The 17403-nt window shown below is 39.8% G+C and carries 17 protein-coding genes; 13 read left to right on the forward strand and 4 right to left on the reverse strand.

The window, feature by feature from the left end; translation table 11 throughout:
- Position 1: 1 nt before the first annotated feature.
- The 7 genes from I6E69_RS18000 (at position 2) to I6E69_RS18030 (ending at position 7388) form a co-directional block, all read left to right on the forward strand.
- Entirely contained in the window at positions 2–436 is a 435-nt protein-coding gene (locus I6E69_RS18000) for a DUF4381 domain-containing protein (protein ID WP_004335624.1), read from the forward strand.
- Entirely contained in the window at positions 429–1415 is a 987-nt protein-coding gene (locus I6E69_RS18005; RefSeq protein WP_008138638.1) for a VWA domain-containing protein, read from the forward strand. The genes I6E69_RS18000 and I6E69_RS18005 overlap by 8 nt, the downstream gene beginning before the upstream one ends.
- A complete protein-coding gene (locus tag I6E69_RS18010) occupies positions 1415–3346 on the forward strand; it encodes a VWA domain-containing protein (RefSeq protein ID WP_197121811.1) in 1932 nt (643 codons plus the stop codon). The genes I6E69_RS18005 and I6E69_RS18010 overlap by 1 nt, the downstream gene beginning before the upstream one ends.
- Entirely contained in the window at positions 3340–4998 is a 1659-nt protein-coding gene (locus I6E69_RS18015) for a BatD family protein (protein ID WP_197121813.1), read from the forward strand. Before I6E69_RS18010 ends, I6E69_RS18015 begins: the two co-directional genes overlap by 7 nt.
- A 61-nt stretch (positions 4999–5059) precedes the next feature.
- A complete protein-coding gene (locus tag I6E69_RS18020) occupies positions 5060–5617 on the forward strand; it encodes a sigma-70 family RNA polymerase sigma factor (protein ID WP_032827217.1) in 558 nt (185 codons plus the stop codon).
- A complete protein-coding gene (locus I6E69_RS18025) occupies positions 5617–6369 on the forward strand; it encodes a DUF3379 family protein (RefSeq protein WP_004335615.1) in 753 nt (250 codons plus the stop codon). Before I6E69_RS18020 ends, I6E69_RS18025 begins: the two co-directional genes overlap by 1 nt.
- A 164-nt stretch (positions 6370–6533) precedes the next feature.
- Complete coding sequence (locus I6E69_RS18030) at positions 6534–7388, forward strand: Tim44 domain-containing protein (RefSeq protein WP_197121815.1); 855 nt, start codon at positions 6534–6536, stop codon at positions 7386–7388.
- A 46-nt stretch (positions 7389–7434) separates the two neighbouring features.
- On the opposite strand, the gene ggt is transcribed toward I6E69_RS18030, so the two are convergent.
- Together ggt and I6E69_RS18040 are read right to left on the reverse strand one after the other, a co-directional pair.
- The gene (gene ggt, locus I6E69_RS18035; protein WP_197121817.1) at positions 7435–9108 is read right to left on the reverse strand and encodes a gamma-glutamyltransferase; all 1674 of its coding nucleotides are present in this window, start codon (positions 9106–9108) and stop codon (positions 7435–7437) included.
- A 98-nt stretch (positions 9109–9206) separates the two neighbouring features.
- Positions 9207–9749 carry a GNAT family N-acetyltransferase gene (locus tag I6E69_RS18040; protein ID WP_197121819.1) on the reverse strand — a complete coding sequence of 181 codons (543 nt, stop codon included), beginning with the start codon at positions 9747–9749 and terminating at the stop codon, positions 9207–9209.
- Between the two features lie 51 nt (positions 9750–9800).
- On the opposite strand from I6E69_RS18040, the gene I6E69_RS18045 reads away from it, so the two are divergent.
- Entirely contained in the window at positions 9801–10166 is a 366-nt protein-coding gene (locus I6E69_RS18045; RefSeq protein WP_024596750.1) for a hypothetical protein, read from the forward strand.
- Between the two features lie 101 nt (positions 10167–10267).
- Here the strand turns inward: I6E69_RS18045 and fabB are convergent, their stop codons facing one another.
- Complete coding sequence (fabB, locus tag I6E69_RS18050) at positions 10268–11479, reverse strand: beta-ketoacyl-ACP synthase I (RefSeq protein ID WP_004335606.1); 1212 nt, start codon at positions 11477–11479, stop codon at positions 10268–10270.
- A gap of 179 nt (positions 11480–11658) precedes the next feature.
- Between fabB and mnmC the strand changes: the two genes are divergently transcribed.
- From mnmC to I6E69_RS18065, 3 genes are all read left to right on the forward strand, one after another.
- Positions 11659–13668, forward strand: coding sequence for a bifunctional tRNA (5-methylaminomethyl-2-thiouridine)(34)-methyltransferase MnmD/FAD-dependent 5-carboxymethylaminomethyl-2-thiouridine(34) oxidoreductase MnmC (gene mnmC / locus I6E69_RS18055; RefSeq protein WP_149602989.1), 2010 nt, complete (start codon positions 11659–11661; stop codon positions 13666–13668).
- Between the two features lie 67 nt (positions 13669–13735).
- A complete protein-coding gene (locus I6E69_RS18060; RefSeq protein ID WP_004335602.1) occupies positions 13736–14059 on the forward strand; it encodes a hypothetical protein in 324 nt (107 codons plus the stop codon).
- Between the two features lie 182 nt (positions 14060–14241).
- Positions 14242–14877: an NAD(P)-binding oxidoreductase gene (locus I6E69_RS18065; protein ID WP_149602990.1), complete on the forward strand. Its 636-nt coding sequence runs from the start codon at positions 14242–14244 to the stop codon at positions 14875–14877.
- Positions 14878–15053: 176 nt separating this feature from the next.
- Here the strand turns inward: I6E69_RS18065 and I6E69_RS18070 are convergent, their stop codons facing one another.
- Positions 15054–15812: a sulfite exporter TauE/SafE family protein gene (locus I6E69_RS18070; protein ID WP_197121821.1), complete on the reverse strand. Its 759-nt coding sequence runs from the start codon at positions 15810–15812 to the stop codon at positions 15054–15056.
- A gap of 186 nt (positions 15813–15998) precedes the next feature.
- On the opposite strand from I6E69_RS18070, the gene I6E69_RS18075 reads away from it, so the two are divergent.
- Positions 15999–17003, forward strand: a complete 1005-nt coding sequence (locus I6E69_RS18075; RefSeq protein WP_197121823.1) for a YHYH protein — start codon at positions 15999–16001, stop codon at positions 17001–17003.
- 35 nt (positions 17004–17038) lie between these two features.
- Entirely contained in the window at positions 17039–17335 is a 297-nt protein-coding gene (locus tag I6E69_RS18080) for a hypothetical protein (RefSeq protein WP_197121825.1), read from the forward strand.
- Positions 17336–17403: the final 68 nt, after the last annotated feature.

The following is a 17403-nucleotide window of genomic DNA, read 5'->3' on the forward strand; positions in this document are numbered from 1 at the left end:
CATGCAAACCAATCCACTCGATGGCCTGCACGATATAATAGCGCCAAGCCAAGTTAATTGGTGGCCACTCGCCCCTGCTTGGTGGGTTATTATTGCACTGCTGTTTTTAGCACTGTGCGCAGCTATTTATATATTTTATAAAAAACATAAATTTAAAAAGCCTAAACGCTACGCAATACAATTGAGCCAAAGTGAGCAAAACCCTCAGCAACTGCATATTATTTTAAAACGTTTAGTGATTGAATATTACGACAAGCGACTTGCTGCGCAATCTACCTCTAAATGGTGCACAACACTTAATACACTCACCGGTTTAAGCTTTACAGAACAAGAAATACTAAGCTTGTATAACCCTAGCCAAAAAGATACAACACTGTGCGAAAAATTTCGCCAAGGTATTAAGCAATTTAAAATAAAGGAGTCAGTAAATGTTTGAATTTAGCTGGCCATGGTTATTTTTATTACTACCCTTGCCTTTATTACTTTTACTATTAAAACCCGCAGCAAGTAATGCCAGTACGCGTTTACGTATACCCAGTTTTGCAAAGCACAATTTAACCAGCCAAAGCATTGAGCCACACGCACGACGTTTAAATCCCCTCGAGTGGATAATTTGGTTATTACTTGTTACTGCCGCTGCCAATCCAACATGGTTAGATGAGCCAATTTCATTACCAAATGAAGGGCGCGATATAATGTTAGCGGTCGATTTATCAGGCTCGATGACCGAACAAGACATGGCTTACAATGGCCAATATGTTGACCGCCTCACCATGGTAAAAGCCGTACTCAGTGATTTTATAGAGCAACGTCAAGGCGACAGGCTTGGGCTGATATTATTTGGCGACACCGCGTTTTTACAAACCCCGCTCACGCGCGACGTTAAAACAGTAAGTAAAATGCTCAGCGAAGCCCAAATTGGTTTAGTGGGGCGCGCAACAGCCATTGGTGATGCATTGGGTCTTTCGGTAAAACGCTTTGCCAATAAAGATGAAAGTAACCGAATTGTGGTGCTATTAACCGACGGACAAAATACCGCTGGTAATTTAAACCCAGAAGATGCCCTACTGCTAGCTCGCGAAGAAGGTATTAAAGTGTACACCATTGGTGTTGGCTCAGATAATCCGCGCGGCTTTAGTCTCTTTAATGTGGGAGGCTCTAGTGGCAGTAATTTAGATGAAAGCTTGCTTAAAAAGATTGCCGAGCAAACTGGCGGATTATACTTTAGAGCCAAAGATGTAGCTGGCCTTCAACAAATTTACGCAGAGCTTGATAAACTTGAACCTATTAGCGCTGATGAACAAACATTTCGCCCACAAAGCTCATTATTTTACTACCCGTTACTTATCGCTATTTTACTTATTAGCTTAAAAGTAATGCTTAGTACACTGCGTGCATTAAAGGAGCCAAACTAATGGATTTTGAATTTATTCGGCCCGCTCTTTTATGGTTACTCATACCTGCTGTGGCATTATTTTTTGTTGCCTTAATTAAGCATAAAAAAACCACCAGTGAGCAGCTAATTGCACCGCATTTAGCACAATTTATAATGAGCGAAGCAAACACTAAAGCCAGCCAGCCACTTTGGCTAGTTGCTTTATTTTGCAGCCTTGGCATTTTATTTAGTGCAGGGCCTAGTTTTGAGAAAAAACAAGTTCCTGTATTTCAAAGTAAAAGTGCCCGTGTAATTGTTATGGATATGTCGTACTCAATGTACAGCACCGATATTTTGCCAAATCGTTTAATGCAATCACGCTTTAAAGCGCTTGATATGATTGAGCTATTTAAAGAAGGTGATACCGCGCTTGTAGCTTACGCAGGCACGGCCTATGTAATTTCACCACTAACAAACGATGCCACAACACTCAGTAATTTAATTCCAAGCTTGAGCCCTGAAATAATGCCAGACAAAGGCTCAAACGTTTTAGCGGGTCTTGATATGGCCAAAGAGCTATTAACGCAAGCGGGTTATATTGATGGCGACATTATTTTAGTGACCGACGGTATTGACCAACAAGAACAAAGCGACGTGAGTAGCTTTACCAGTAACACCCAATATAGATTAAATATATATGGTGTAGGTACCGCTCAAGGCGCACCAATTAAGTTACCTGAAGGCGGATTTTTGAAAGACAGATACGGCCAAATTGTAGTACCTACAATTAATGCCTCTCAGCTTAAAAATTTAGCATCAAGCAGCGGTGGTAAATTTGCTAGTTACCAACCTAGCAATAACGACATAAATACGTTTGCCCCAAATGCACAGAGTGAATTATTGAAAGACGAAAAACAAAGCCACGCACTTTGGCGAATAGATGCAGGTATTTACGGACTCTTGTTATTACTGCCATTTGGTTTGTATTTATTTAGACGCGCTGCCTTGTTAGGCGCATTTTTAGCTTTTGGTTTTTTACCGCAACAAAATGCGTATGCCGTAGAGCTCCCTACTCTTTTGCAAAATGCAGATCAACGTGCATTAGAGGCTTACAATAATAAAGAATACGATGCAGCAACACAGGCGCAATCGAGTGAGTTGAAAGGCGCGGCGCTTTACCAGCAAGGTAATTTTGATGCTGCACTTAATGAGTTTAGTAATGATAAGTCGGCTACCGGATTATACAACTACGGTAATGCCCTTGCCAAAGCTGGCAAACTTGAGGACGCAATTGAGGCGTACAAACAGGCCCAAACCTTACAAGATGACTTTACACAAGCAGCCGATAACCAAGCCTTAATTGAGCAATTACTAAATCAACAAGAGCAACAAAACCAGCAAGATCAGCAAAGCGACGGCGACGACTCTCAAGACCAAGATGATAGTCAGAAAAAAGATGAGCAAAACCAAGGGCAAAATTCTGATGAGTCAAAACAGGATCAGCAACAAAATGGTGATAAAAGCGATTCTGAAAAAGGCGAAAACGAAAGTCAAAGCTCAAGCGATGAAAAATCAGATAAAGAATCTGAACAATCAAAAGATCAACAAGGTGAGCCTGGCGAGCAATCAGATAAGCAAAATGAACCTGATATGCAAGCCCAGCCACAAAGCAAACAAGGGCAAAATAAAGACGCTGATCAGCCTAAAGAGGATGAGCAGCAACAAAGTAAGCCACAAGCAATAAGTGAGCAACCTGCCACTGATGAGCAAAAACAAAGTGCTCAGCAACAAGCGATGCAAGCCCAAGCAAGTGAGCTCACTAATGAAGAAAAAGAAAAAGCACAACAGCTTAATCAACTACTTAGAAAAGTCCCGGACGATCCGGCTATTTTATTACGGAATAAAATGCAATTAGAAGCCCAAAAAAGACAATATAAACGTCGCCCTACAGGAGTCGAAAAATCATGGTAATGCGATTATTTTGCTGTTTATTGCTATTAAGTGCGATGCCTTCGTGGGCTGCCACCAAATTAGAAGCCAGCATAGATAAAAACCCTGTATTAGCGGGTGAATTTTTTATGCTTAATATATCGGTAGACGATACAGTTAAAGGCGAGCAACCAGACACCTCATCGCTGTTAAAAGACTTTGTTGTAGGCCCGACGAGCTTAAGCTCTCGTACCAACATCATTAATGGCAGCATTAATAAACAAACTACGTGGTCAGTTAAACTAATGACCCGTACAGAGGGTGATTACACGATACCGGCATTTAGCGTTGCAGGGTTAACCTCACAACCTATTAAATTAAAAGTGGCAAAACGCTCAGTTGATGCAGATAAAAATAACGAAATATTTTTAAAAACGTCGCTCTCAAGTAATTCATTATTTGTGCAAGAAGCCGGTGTTTACACTGTTAAGCTCTACCTTGCCAAAGAACTGCTTGATGGCAGCTTAAGCACACCAAGTATGGAAGATGCTCAGCTAACCCAACTAGGTAAACAAACTGAGAGTTATGAGCTAGTTGATGGCAAACGCTACCTTGTTATTACTCGTGAGTATTTGATTCAGCCACAAAAAAGTGGTGCCTACACGATTGCAGGCCCTGCGTTTCAAGGGCGAGTACAGCAAAATTACCGCCAACTGGAGGTATCTGCTCTTGGCGATGATCAGCAAGTAGAAATAAAACCAATCCCGAGTGACTATAAAGGTGCATGGTTACCAAGCGAATTGGTTAACCTTGATGAAGAATGGCAACCTAATGACAACACAGTAGAAGTAGGTACGCCTATAACTCGTACTATTACACTTACCGCGCTTGGAGTTACAAAAGAGCAATTACCTGAAATCTCTATGCCTACTATTGATGGCATACGCAGTTACCCTGATAAAAAAGAAAATAACAATGCAGTGCGAGACGGACGCGTTGTGTCGCAGCAAACGGCATCATATGCCTTACTGCCGCAAAAACCAGGTACTTATACTTTGCCTGAAATAAAGCTGCCTTGGTTTAATACCAAAATGAACCGTATTAGCTTCGCCACATTACCAAAGCGTACTATTACAGTAACGCCAAGTACTACCGCGCCTAATACAGCCATAGCAAACCCACAACCCAGCACAAATAATTCACCTACTCTTGGAAATATTTCGAATCAAGCAACTGGCACACAACCTATTGAAACTAAAAGTGATACTCCTCTTTGGTTAATAGTTGTTGCCGCTTTAGGGTATATTTTATGGATTGGTACTGTAATTTTTTACTTAATAAGCCGTTCTACTAAAAATACGACTGAAAAATTACAGCTAAACACCCGTGGTACTTCTCAGCCAAACTTAAATGAGCTTAAAGCATTAGCCAAAAAACACGATGTGAAAGCCTTTTACACCGCATTAAATAACTTTTCTGTAAAGGTGACCCATAAAAATGTTGGCGCGATTGATGAGCTCTGCATCCACGTAAACAGCAGCGAGCTTAACGGTCTCATTAGCCAATTGCAGGCACAACTTTATAGTAATAAAGGCGCAAACACGGATCTTAATGCTATTATTAAAATTCTTGAGATCTATCAAACTCAGGCATCAAAGTCGCAACAAGCTGTATTAAAAGACCTTTATGATTAATAACTACGAACCTTAGGTCTTTTTTTGCAATAACTAATAATTTTTAATTAAAAAAGTGCTTATGCTTGGAAAGAAAAAATCAAACAATCAGGTCTTAATCGATATGGCAGAGAAACAAAAGCGTTATGAAGCCTTGGTCCACGTTTACAATAAAGAGCTTTATCGCTTTGCTTATTGGTTATGCCGTGATCCGCACATAGCAGATGATTTAGTACAGGAAACGTTTTTACGCGCATGGCGTTCACTCGACTCTTTACTTGATCAAAAGGCAGCTAAACCTTGGCTGCTTACTATATTACGAAGAGAAAACGCACGCCGATTTGAACGTAAACAGTTTGATTACAGCGACGTAGAAAACGATACGCTTGTTGATGAAACCAGCCATTCATTAGACGATGAAATGGAACAAACGGTAATTCAACGCCAGATTGCACTGCTATCTGATGAATACCGAGAGCCATTATTACTGCAAGTTGTAATGGGCTGCTCTGGTGAAGAAATTGCAGGCATACTTAATTTAAATAAAAACACGGTAATGACTCGTTTATACCGTGCCAGAAATCAACTTAAAGAGGCTTTAAGCCGTGATGATGAACAACTTAAAGGGGCATCAAAATAATGGATGAACTTGAGTTTCGTCGCCGCACTATTGCGCAGCCAAACGACATTGACAAGGAGCTTATGGAGTTTGCTGACAATAACCCAGAGCGACAAAGTTTTATTAACGATATGAAAGATTTTGATAAATTCATTCAAGATTCTTTAGATATACCTGTGCCTGAAAATCTTGCAGACCGCATTCTTTTAAACACATCGTTAAAAGAAAAAGCACTCCAAGAAGAACAAGCAAAAGGCAAAAATGTGGTTGATGCTCGATCGCGTTTTAAGTTTGATCGTGTACATCTTGCGTTAGCAGCATCTTTTGTAGTGGCGATTAGTGCCTTCTTTTTTAGTACAGAGCAAAATATTGCACACGAAGCCGGTGAGCATGCGCTTGCCCATGTGTACTACGAAATTAATGCGCTTGATAAAAAAGAGCCCATTAGCCTACAAAGCGTCAACGACAAGCTTGCAGTATTAGGTGGTCATCTTGATGAACTTCCTGGCGCTGTAACTTATGCCATGTTTTGTGATTTTAAAGGCGAAAAAGGACTGCATTTAATATTTGAGTCTGACTTTGGTCCAATGACGGTATTTATAGTGCCTTCTGAAAATAAATCATTTGGTTTTGGGGATGACAACTTCCGCGATGAGCGCTTTGAAGGTCACATTAATCGTGGCTCACAAGCTGATACTATTTTAGTGGCAAGTCTTGGAGCACCTCTAGATACATATAACGAACGCGTTACTGGCGCAATTCGTTGGCTTTAAAATAGACAAATTTACCGCTTAGTTTCTACTGAGCGGTTTTTTGATTATATACTCACCAACAAAGCGTTTCTTCACTCCCCAAAACCTCTGATTTTTAAAGTAATTAATTAAATTCCTAAAGAAAGTAAATTATAATCGCGGCTCGATTTTAATTAGGGAATTTCATGAAGAACATCATCGTTATTTTTTCATTATTGGCATTATTATGTACTGCCAGTTTTGATGCACACGCACGTAAAAAGTTTGGCAGTAGTAAACGCGGACAGACACCTGCAACACAACAAACAGCGCAAAAACAACAAACAGATACAACAACACCTAACGCTACACCTAAAGCCACATCAAATAAAAAAGGCATTATGGCAGGCGTTTTTGGAGGGCTTTTAGCGGGTGGCTTAATTGCAGCAATGTTAGGCGACGATTTTGAAGGTTTTCAGCTATTAGAAATGATTTTATTAGCTGGCGGACTCTTTATTTTATTTAAGCTAGTAACGGGCTCTTTACGTGCTAATCGTGCCCCACAACTTGCCAGTGCAAATACAAGTGCTCAGCAAAATTTTTTTAAACAAGCACCTATCGAGCAACCAACAAATACAGGCTTTGCAAGCAGCGCCCCACAAGGTGAAAGTGTGCCTTTTAATTTACCACCTAACTTTGACGTTAATGGCTTTTTGCAAGGTGCCCGTAGTCATTACCATACGCTACAAACTGCATGGAACAATGCCGATTACACCACAATGGCTGAATACTTAAGCCCTGCACTTGTTGCCGAGTTTAAAGCTGAACGTGAAGCTATACAAAGCGTAGAAACAGAAGTGATGTTTATTGATGCCGAACTTGTGCGCGCAGATACAAACGCGCAATCGTGGCAGGTTAGTGTTCGCTTTAAAGGTAAGTACCGTGATTTAGGCGATAAAAAAGAAGAGCCTATTTTAGAAATCTGGCACTTAGAACGTCTAATTTCAGACGACGCTCCATGGCAAATAGTGGGTGTTGAAGATTTAATTGATACTCAATAATTTTATATTGTTTAAAACACCGCGCTCTTAACGCGGTGTTTTTTATTTAAAAAACAATTGATTTACCACGTCCTGATGCTTCAGAAGCGGCATCTAATTGGCCCTCTTTATTAATAATAACGTGTAAGTCACCAAAGTGATTCTCATCTATGGTGTAACCCATTTTTGTAAGCTCTGCTTTTACGCTATCGGTTAAACCTATGTGTGTTCTAATTATATTTTTAGGCCACAGTTGATGATGAAAACGAGGGCTATTTACAACCTGCTCTGCAGTCATATCAAACTCTACCGCATTTAAAATAGATTCGTACACAGAGCTAATAATTGTTGTGCCACCAGGCGAGCCTGTCACCATTTTAACGGTGTTGTCTTTAAGGAGTATTGTAGGCGTCATAGAGCTAAGCATACGCTTGTGCGGCTGTATTTCGTTAGCTTTGCCGCCTATTGCACCAAACACATTCATAACGCCTGGTTTGGCACTAAAATCGTCCATTTCATCATTTAAAATAAACCCTGCACCTTCAACAACTACACCGCTACCAAACCCTAAGTTTATTGTGGTGGTATTTGCGACAGCGTTACCCATTTTATCAACGATTGAAAAGTGTGTAGTTTGCTCACTTTCTTTAAGGCCCGGTTTAATATTTTCGGTAGTCGAGATAGCGGTTAACGAAATGCCATTACTGCGCTCTTTGAGGTAGTTAATATTAGTTAATGCGTTGACTGGTACATCAAAAAAATCAGGATCGCCTAAATACTCCGCCCTATCTGCAAATACACGTTTACCTATTTCAGAAAGTAAGTGTACATACTGAGTAGAGTTATGCGCTAAGCCCGCATCTGGTTTTTGTAACTCATACATTTTAAGCCACTGTAAAATAGCAATACCACCTGAACTCGGCGGTGGAGAAGTAAGTACTTCATAACCATTCCAACTCGCTTTAATAGGTGTACGTGATTTAGCGGTGTAACCTTTTAAATCATCTTGATTAATTATACCGCCATGTTGGTGCATAAATTTAGCAATAATATTTGCAGTTTCACCTTTATAAAACCCATCTTGGCCGTTATCACGGATACGCTTTAGCGTCGCCGCTAACTCGGGTTGCTTAAATACTTTATTAGCTTTTACATCAGCAAAGTATTTTTCGAAGTTTACATTTATTTTTTGCTCTTTTAGGCGGGCTATATAATTGCTCACACCTTTTGCTAACTTAGGCGGAACTACAAACCCTTGCTCAGCCAACGTTACCGCTGGTTGTACTAATTCTTCCCACTTTAAAGTGCCATGTTTTTGATGGGCAAGCCACATGCCCGCTACACTGCCAGGTACACCGCTTGCGTGAATACCATATATTGATTTGTTTGCAATAACATTACCTTGCTCATCTAAATACATATCACGATGAGCCGCTGTTGGCGCTGTTTCGCGATAATCTATAAAATCGCCCTTGCCATCTTTTTGAATAAGCATAAATCCCCCGCCGCCAATATTGCCGGCTTCAGGAAGCGTTACTGCAAGTACAAATTGTGCCGTAATAGCCGCATCAACAGCATTACCGCCTTGCTCTAATATACTTTTAGCAGCATCGGCACTGAACGAGTCAGGCATTGCTACCGCGCTTTGCGATAAAGGCTGCGCTAAAACACTAAAAGCAGCGAACTGTAAAACCAGCACACTTTTGACAATTAATTTATTTGGTGAAAAAAGCAATCCCATACAACATCCTTAATTTATTATTTTTTAGTTACGCATTCTTATTAATGCACGTCACTTAAGGACAGGTCAATCTTTATACTGTTGATATTTAATCATCTTTAAACACTTTTTGAATAAAGCACCGCAGGTAAGTCGTCTTGCTCGTCTGTATGTGTATAATTTTTTATAAATTGCAGACCTAGCTTTTTCATTATATTTATAGAGGCCGTATTATCTTTTAGTGCCGTTGCACTTATCGCCTTAACGTCATCTTGCTTTATAAGTTCATCACATAATGCTAAAGCCGCCTCAGTTGCATAACCATGCCCCCAACTTGCTTGCTTAAAGCGCCAGCCTATTTCAATATCACTGTAGTTTGGTGCATCAGTAAAAAAGCCCATAGGCCTTATTAATACCCAACCTATAAATGTATTGGTTTGCTTTATAGTGACACTCCACAGCCCCCAGCCTTTAAGCTCATTTCGATATGCGAGCATACGAGGCACTCCCTCATTTTTTATTTGCTCTAAAGAGGTAGGTTCACCTCGTGTTAAATACTGCATTACAGCTGGGTCTTGGTCGAGTTCAAATAATTGAGGCCAATCATGCTCATTCATTAATTTAAAATTTAATCGTTTTGTTACGGGGGCGTTCATTTTCATTGTTGTATAGTCTGCCTCGAATTAATTATCAGTCTCTAAAGGAGATAGCACATGAATAAATTAGCAGGTTTAGCTTTATTAGGCACTTTAATTACATTAACTGGTTGTGAAGATGCCAACGAAGTAAAAGAAGATGCAAAAGATAAAAGCGCACAAATGCAAGAAAAGCTTGGTGATGCATGGAACGACGTTAAAGAGACAACTAACGATCTTAAAAATGACGAGTCTTTAAACGAGCTATTAGAGCAAAGTAAAGCAATGGGCTTAGACATGTACGACGACGGCAAAGAGATTGCGGTTGACGCATGGATTAAAAGCAAAGAAGCTGCTGGCGAGTTAACTGAAAAAACTAAGCAAAAAGCGCAAGAAATTGCAGACGAAATTGAGCAAGCGCGTCAAGAACATAACGAAGGTTAATTAAACTTTCGATAATAAAAAAGGAAAGCCTCGGCTTTCCTTTTTTGCTTTGGGCTATTTAGCCCAGTTATGCGTTTGCATATAGGGCTTATAAGCTCAAATTAACCTTTGTACTTACTCATAACTAAAGTCGCGTTTGTGCCACCAAAGCCAAAGCTATTAGACATTACAGTATTTAACTCAACATCACGACGCTCAGTAATAATATCTAAACCTGTCGCTTGCTCATCTAGCTCATCAATATTAATTGAAGGTGCTACAAAGCTGTGCTCTAGCATTAATAATGAGAAGATAGCTTCGTGAACACCTGCAGCACCTAGGGCATGACCCGTCATTGCTTTAGTTGCGCTGATCATTGGTGATTTACCACCAAACACTTCTTGTATCGCACCTAACTCTTTAACATCGCCTACAGGCGTTGATGTGCCGTGCGTGTTTAGGTAATCAATACTATCTACATCTTGCATAGCTTGGCGCATACAACGTGCTGCACCTTCGCCAGAAGGAGCAACCATGTCGTAGCCATCTGATGTTGCACCGTAGCCAACAATTTCAGCGTAAATGTGCGCGCCACGTGCAAGTGCATGTTCAAGTTCTTCAACGACAACAATACCGCCACCACCAGAAATAACAAAACCATCGCGATTAGCATCGTATGTACGAGATGCTTTTTCAGGTGTTTCGTTATATTTAGTAGAAAGTGCGCCCATAGCGTCAAATTCCATTGCCAATGTCCAGTGTAGCTCTTCACCACCACCAGCAAACACAACGTCTTGCTTGCCAAGCTGGATTTGCTCTACGGCATTACCGATACAATGCGCAGATGTTGCACACGCAGAGCTAATTGAATAGTTAACACCTTTAATTTTAAATGGTGTTGCTAAACAAGCAGATGTAGTGCTCGCCATAGTGCGTGGCACCATATAAGGCCCTACACGTTTTACGCCTTTTTCACGTAAAATATCAGCAGCTTCTACTTGCCATTTAGACGAACCACCGCCAGAGCCAACAATAATACCCGTGCGCTCATTTGATACTTGGTCGTCAGACAAACCTGAGTCTTCAATTGCTTGCGTCATTGAAATATAAGAGTAAGCAGCAGCATCTCCCATAAAGCGCATTGCTTTGCGGTCAACGTGTGCTTTAACGTCAATATCAATTTTACCCGATACGTTACTACGTAACTTATAATCGGCAAATTCTTGATTAAAAGCGATGCCGCTTTTGCCCGTTTTTAACGATTCTAATACTTCTTCTTTGTTGTTACCTATACTTGATACAACACCGATACCTGTAATTACAGCTCTTCTCATGGGTAATTCCCTTAGCTTAATACTTAATTGCATTCTATTTTACGCGAATTTAATCACCTAAGTGGTCAGCTTTCTAGCGTACACTTGTACTCTGAACTGCTAGCTTATAAATAACGCCAGACTATTTCAAAGAAAACCCGTAAAATAATTAAAAAATATATCTATAAAATTAAAAAATCATGATCAAAAATGCACATATACACTTTAATAATTTAGGTACACCTTTCGCTAATGACTTCGGTGATATTTATTTTTCTAATGACGATGGCTTAGCTGAATCGCATTATGTGTATTATGAGCAAAATAATATAGATGCACGATTACAAAATCATGACCAGCCACATTTTGTTATTGCCGAAACCGGCTTTGGTACAGGTTTAAACTTTTTAAATACATGGCAACGCTTTACTGACCACCTTGCACGTCAACAAGTTCAAAATCAATTAGATAATGGTGTTAAACGCTTACACTTTATTTCATTTGAAAAATATCCTCTGCACATAGACGATTTAAACAAAGCACTACAGGCATGGCCATCATTAAGCGCCTTTAGTAACAAATTATCTAAACAATACCCAATTAATTTAGAAGGATGCCACAGACTCGAATTTGACAATGGACTTGTTGTTCTCGATTTATACTTTGGTGATGCACTTGAATCAATACAAGCAATGAGCTATCCGCAAACAGGAATTGTTGACGCTTGGTATTTAGATGGTTTTGCGCCAAGTAAAAACCCCGAAATGTGGCAGCAAAGTTTATTTAATTCTATGGTCAATATATCAAGGGCAAGTGCAACCTTATCAACATTTACTTCAGCAGGTTTTGTTCGCCGTGGATTAATTGATGCAGGCTTTAATACTAAAAAAGCCAAAGGCTTTGGCCAAAAAAGAGATATGCTTGTTGGCCAACTAGAGTGCGTAAATGATGCTCAATCAGCTCCTGCATATTTTCATCAAGATAGCAGCGCTTTAAAAAATGTAGCGGTCATTGGCGGCGGTATAGCCAGTAGCTGCATTTTATATAGTTTGGCTAAACGAGGCATAGCAAGCCAATTATTCTGCCAAGATGAAAAACCAGCTATGGGGGCATCGCACAATGTGCAAGGTGCTATCTACCCTCACCTACAAGCTAAAAATTCACCGCACAGTGAATTGTTCGCACATAGCTTTTTATACGCAAAGCGCCTATATAACAACTTACTTAGCAGTGGTTTTAATTTTGATTACGATTGGTGCGGCGTATTACAACACGCAGTAAAAAGGCCTCTGGCCGATAAACATGAAAACTTAGCACAAAAACAACTGTGGCCAACCCAGCTAATGCACAACGTAACCGCAGAGCAAGGCGACGAAATAGCCGGCGTAGAAACAGGTTATTCGGGCGTGTTTTTTGAGCAAGGCGGCTGGGTTAACCCTCCGCAATTAGTAAACGCCATGTTAAGCGCTGCAAATAGCATAAACCCATTTAAAAGCATATTTAACTGCAATATAAAACAGCTTAAAAAAACTGACAGCGGTTGGTTTTTATTAACGAATGATGAGCAGTTAGGTCCTTTTAGTGATGTAATTATTTGTGCAGGCGAGCACAGCGATGCATTTGAGCAAACAAAAGCGCTACCAATAGTAGGCGTACGCGGGCAAGTTTCACATATTGAGGCAAGTGAGCAATCACGCAAACTTAAAACAGTGCTGTGCCATAAAGGGTATTTTACCCCAGCCTATTTAGATCATCACTGTATGGGTGCAACGTTTGAAAAAAACACCAAAAGCCGTCAAGTTACAGCGCTCGACAACCAGTTAAACCAAGAGCAACTACTTAGCTTTTATCAGCAAAGTGAATTTGCCTCAACCCTTGGCAATATTACCTCGGCAAAAGCAGCTGTACGATGCACATTTATAGATCACCTACCAATGGCAGGGCAATGGTGCGAACAAAGTGATTACACTATGGCTTTTGCTAACCTACGTTTAGGTAAACGCTATCAATATGAGCAACTTAATAAGCCACAACAAGGCCTACATATTTTTACCGGCTTTGGCGCCCGCGCTTTATGTAGCGCACCGCTAAGTGCAGAACATCTCGTAAGCTGTTTAAATAACGAGCCCCGCCCATTAAGCGAACGTGTAAGCCAAGCTATTCACCCTGCTCGGTTTATAGTACGAGATTTAATTCGTAATAAAATTTAAATGACAAAGGTGCTTATTGAGGTAAAATGAGTACCAATAAATGGAATTTATTATTTAAAGGACTTTAATGAAAACTTTAGCATTTTTAATAATACTGCTATGCACTCTATCGTTTAATGTACTTAGCCAAAACGTCACTGAAATCCCACTTCCTGAAGAGTTTGTTACAACAATGGATGTAGCCGGCGAATATCCAATGGTTCGCACTGGTTATTTAACAGATTCAATTTCTGATATCGCTCGCTTTTATCAGCAAAAATTAGGAGAGCCGTTAAAAACAAACGGCAATAATACATATCGCACTTTGTTTTATAATTACCAAGAACATAAAGTTCGTATTAGTCTATATCGCCGTAGTTATGTGACCGAAGTGAGTATAATGGTTGAATAAAAAGTTCTAAAAAACACGCCAAAAGCAGCTAATTTTAATACTCAGTTAAGTATTGAATTTTAATTAAAGTATTTTTTGAAATTAGCTCATTTAAACTCTTTTTTACCCTTTAAAAATTATCCCCTACCCCAAGGTCTGTTTGTAAGCACATTACTTTTACTATTTATTGGAAGGAGTTAATTATGAGTAAGACCCTAATTATTGGCGCAAGCGGACAAATAGGTAAAATGGCAACTGAGCTACTTTTAAAAAATGAGCAAAATGTTGTGGCATTAGTGCGCGACAAAAATAAGCTAAGCGATTTAAACAGCTCTTTTTTAACTATTGTTGAGCAAGATCTTGAAGGCGATTTTGGTGATGCAATGAAAGGCTGTGACCAAGTGATTTTTGCTGCAGGTTCTGGCGGAAGTACGGGCGATGATAAAACTGTACTTATTGATTTATGGGCTGCAACTAAAGCAGCTACCTTTGCAAAAGAGCATGGCGTTAAACACTTTATTATGGTCAGCTCAATCGGTGCAGACGACCCTGATTCGATTCAAGGTGATTTAAAACCTTACTTAGTTGCCAAGCACATGGCTGACGAGCACTTAATCAATAGTGGTTTAAATTACACCATTGTTCGCCCTGGTACACTGACTGATGATAGCGCTTCAATGCAAGTAACGACGCAGCGACCAAGTGATCGTTCTGAGGCTAAAATTAGCCGCGAAAACGTAGCCAATGCATTATTACATATTGCGACTAACTCATTTATTAGTAACCGCATTTTTGAGTTATTTGATGGCGACAAACCAATTAAAGCCGCTGTTAAATAAGCTTTAATACCAATTTAATTAAACGTATGAACAATTATTGCAGGTTAGTATAGTTCATGGATAAGGCAAAAAATTACAGTGTAGTCGCTCTGCATCGGTAGTTTTTAGGCAATGAATTGTTTAATTCGCTTAAGTGATTTATGTTTAATAAAATTAAATTTACTCCACTAAGCAAATTAGTGGAGTAATATTTTAATACCTTGCCAACCGAGTTGTAGCGTTAATAACGTTAAAACGACTCTAAAAATACGCTTAAATTTATCCCCAGACATACTTTTAAGTAATTTAATTCCAAACCAAGTACCTACAGCACCACTTATTACCATAGCAATTACAAGCGGCATCCATTGCCAAAAGCTAAAGCCAACAGCACCATAAATTACCGCTTTTAATAAATGCTGCACACTCATAATGCTCGAAAACGTTGCCGTAAATTTTAACTTTTCGTAATTATTTATATATAAACAGCTACCAACTAATGGCCCGCTTGCCCCCACAAACATAGAAACAAAAGTCGTTATGCCACCGGCGACCATACGCCATAGCTTAGAGGTTAGTTTTACTGGCGGCGTTTTACCCCACAGTAAATAAATAACAAAAATAGCGACCACTAACTTCATAGCATCAAGCGATATATCATCAATAACAAAACTTGATAACCCCGCCCCTACTAAGCCGCCTAACGCAAAATATACAAACATGCTTTTATCAATATGCTTAAAGCTGAGTAAAAACCTATTTGCATTAGAGCCAAGCTGTACTAAACCATGCACAGGCACAACAACTGCCATAGGCATAAACGACGCCATAACAACAAGCAACATTAGCCCGCCACCCGCACCAAATGCAGCAGATGTAAAAGAAGTAAAGCCAGCGGTGATCATCATTAATAAAAACAAAAATAAAGACATACTGTCGGGAAGTAAAAAGTCCATAAAACTCCACTGCCTATTTAGGTACTTTAAAGTCGCAGTATTTTAAACAATAAAAGGTACAACATACACCTATAGCAAGTGTTATAAGCCTCTATTTCAGGCAATGTATTATGTTGCGTTGTTTTTGCACTTTGTTTGCACATTTAACAAATATTATACATTTAACTTCATTACCGGATATTTCTGATGAGAAAACTTAACGCACCAATTTTAGCACCGCTTGCAGTGTGCATACTTGCACTGAGTTTAGCTGCCTGTAACGGTAGCGATACTCAAAGTAGCGTCGTAACTGAAACAACCACCGATGAGGGCACTACAACAGATACTTCAACCGATTTCGTTGTAGAAGTTGACCCTTTTAACTTTGAAAGCGATGCGCTCATTTCATCAATTACCACTCAAACATGTACGCTAAGTAATGGCGATGAAGCTTCATGCTACAAAATTGATATTGCCGGTGCGCCTTCAAATTACGAGATTGGTGTATTTTGTCCTAGAAATATCACATCAACAGCAGACGAAGCCGGTATTTGGTTTGATGGCACCGGTGAGGTTTACGATATAACTGGCGACTTTATTTTAGATCTACCAACATTATATAACGATAACCATTGGCAGCTATACGACGAAGGTACAGGCCTTGTAAATGTAACAGACACACAAGAATCGTGTGATGGTGCTGCACGTCCAAACGTAGAGGAGCAATACCAAAACCACTGCGTAGAATGCTCTATTGATTATGTTGATGGCGGTATATCAGAATCATTTTTAATACCAATAACGCCTGTTGCAACCACTCAAAATAGCAGTATTGGTAACGCTAATGTGGGTGTTGCTCTCAATGGTGTTGTACTTGCTGCACCCGCCCCTGTTGAGGCTATTTTAGGCGCATACACTATTGCAGCCTTTGATGATTGCGCAGGGCATATTAACTTAGTAGCAGGTTATCACTACCACGGTGAAGCAGGTTGTAGCCAAACACAAATCCAATCAGACGGTCATGCCGCCATGATGGGTTATGCACTCGATGGATTTGGTATATTTGGCATGCTTAACGAAGATGGATTAGAACCCACTGATTTAGACGAATGTAGAGGCCACACCGACGATACACGCGGATACCACTACCATGCAGCCGATGTATCTGAAAACATGTTTATTGGTTGTTTTAAAGGTGCTACCGCAAGATAACTCGCATTCTGGCCAAATAATTAACTGAGATACTAATGAAAATATTTAACGTAATAAAAGCCCTAACCACTGGCTTTTTACTTGCAACCTCATGCTCATCGCTAAGCCATGCAGGCCACGGCTCAAACGTGCCTTGGGAAGCATGTGAAGAAAAAGCCATTAATGAAGATTGCAGCTACATAAGCCATGATAAAAAAGCGACAGGCACATGCCAAGCAATGAACAAAGTACTTATGTGCGTTCGAAATAAACCACTTGAAACATTAATAGACAAAGCAACCCAACCTGCCAGTGAGCAAAAGCAATCTGTAAAATCACTCGCAAAACGATAAAGTAAAGTAACAGCTACACGCCAAAGTCTTAACGCTGTTTGTTAAGACTTTTTTAATCACAAATCATT

Origin of the sequence: Pseudoalteromonas sp. NZS100 (assembly GCF_015864815.1) — a bacterium.
Lineage (GTDB): Bacteria > Pseudomonadota > Gammaproteobacteria > Enterobacterales > Alteromonadaceae > Pseudoalteromonas > Pseudoalteromonas distincta.

Bases quoted from the DNA above. Each gene is read 5' to 3' on its own strand.
- I6E69_RS18045 (WP_024596750.1), top strand. From the start codon at position 9,801: ATGAATAAATTAGCAGGTTTAGCTTTATTAGGCACTTTAATTACATTA.
- I6E69_RS18070 (WP_197121821.1), bottom strand. From the start codon at position 15,812: ATGGACTTTTTACTTCCCGACAGTATGTCTTTATTTTTGTTTTTATTA.
- I6E69_RS18030 (WP_197121815.1), top strand. From the start codon at position 6,534: ATGAAGAACATCATCGTTATTTTTTCATTATTGGCATTATTATGTACT.
- I6E69_RS18010 (WP_197121811.1), top strand. From the start codon at position 1,415: ATGGATTTTGAATTTATTCGGCCCGCTCTTTTATGGTTACTCATACCT.
- I6E69_RS18020 (WP_032827217.1), top strand. From the start codon at position 5,060: ATGCTTGGAAAGAAAAAATCAAACAATCAGGTCTTAATCGATATGGCA.
- I6E69_RS18075 (WP_197121823.1), top strand. From the start codon at position 15,999: ATGAGAAAACTTAACGCACCAATTTTAGCACCGCTTGCAGTGTGCATA.
- I6E69_RS18025 (WP_004335615.1), top strand. From the start codon at position 5,617: ATGGATGAACTTGAGTTTCGTCGCCGCACTATTGCGCAGCCAAACGAC.
- I6E69_RS18080 (WP_197121825.1), top strand. From the start codon at position 17,039: ATGAAAATATTTAACGTAATAAAAGCCCTAACCACTGGCTTTTTACTT.
- I6E69_RS18000 (WP_004335624.1), top strand. From the start codon at position 2: ATGCAAACCAATCCACTCGATGGCCTGCACGATATAATAGCGCCAAGC.
- ggt (WP_197121817.1), bottom strand. From the start codon at position 9,108: ATGGGATTGCTTTTTTCACCAAATAAATTAATTGTCAAAAGTGTGCTG.
- mnmC (WP_149602989.1), top strand. From the start codon at position 11,659: ATGATCAAAAATGCACATATACACTTTAATAATTTAGGTACACCTTTC.
- I6E69_RS18005 (WP_008138638.1), top strand. From the start codon at position 429: ATGTTTGAATTTAGCTGGCCATGGTTATTTTTATTACTACCCTTGCCT.
- I6E69_RS18065 (WP_149602990.1), top strand. From the start codon at position 14,242: ATGAGTAAGACCCTAATTATTGGCGCAAGCGGACAAATAGGTAAAATG.
- fabB (WP_004335606.1), bottom strand. From the start codon at position 11,479: ATGAGAAGAGCTGTAATTACAGGTATCGGTGTTGTATCAAGTATAGGT.
- I6E69_RS18015 (WP_197121813.1), top strand. From the start codon at position 3,340: ATGGTAATGCGATTATTTTGCTGTTTATTGCTATTAAGTGCGATGCCT.
- I6E69_RS18040 (WP_197121819.1), bottom strand. From the start codon at position 9,749: ATGAAAATGAACGCCCCCGTAACAAAACGATTAAATTTTAAATTAATG.
- I6E69_RS18060 (WP_004335602.1), top strand. From the start codon at position 13,736: ATGAAAACTTTAGCATTTTTAATAATACTGCTATGCACTCTATCGTTT.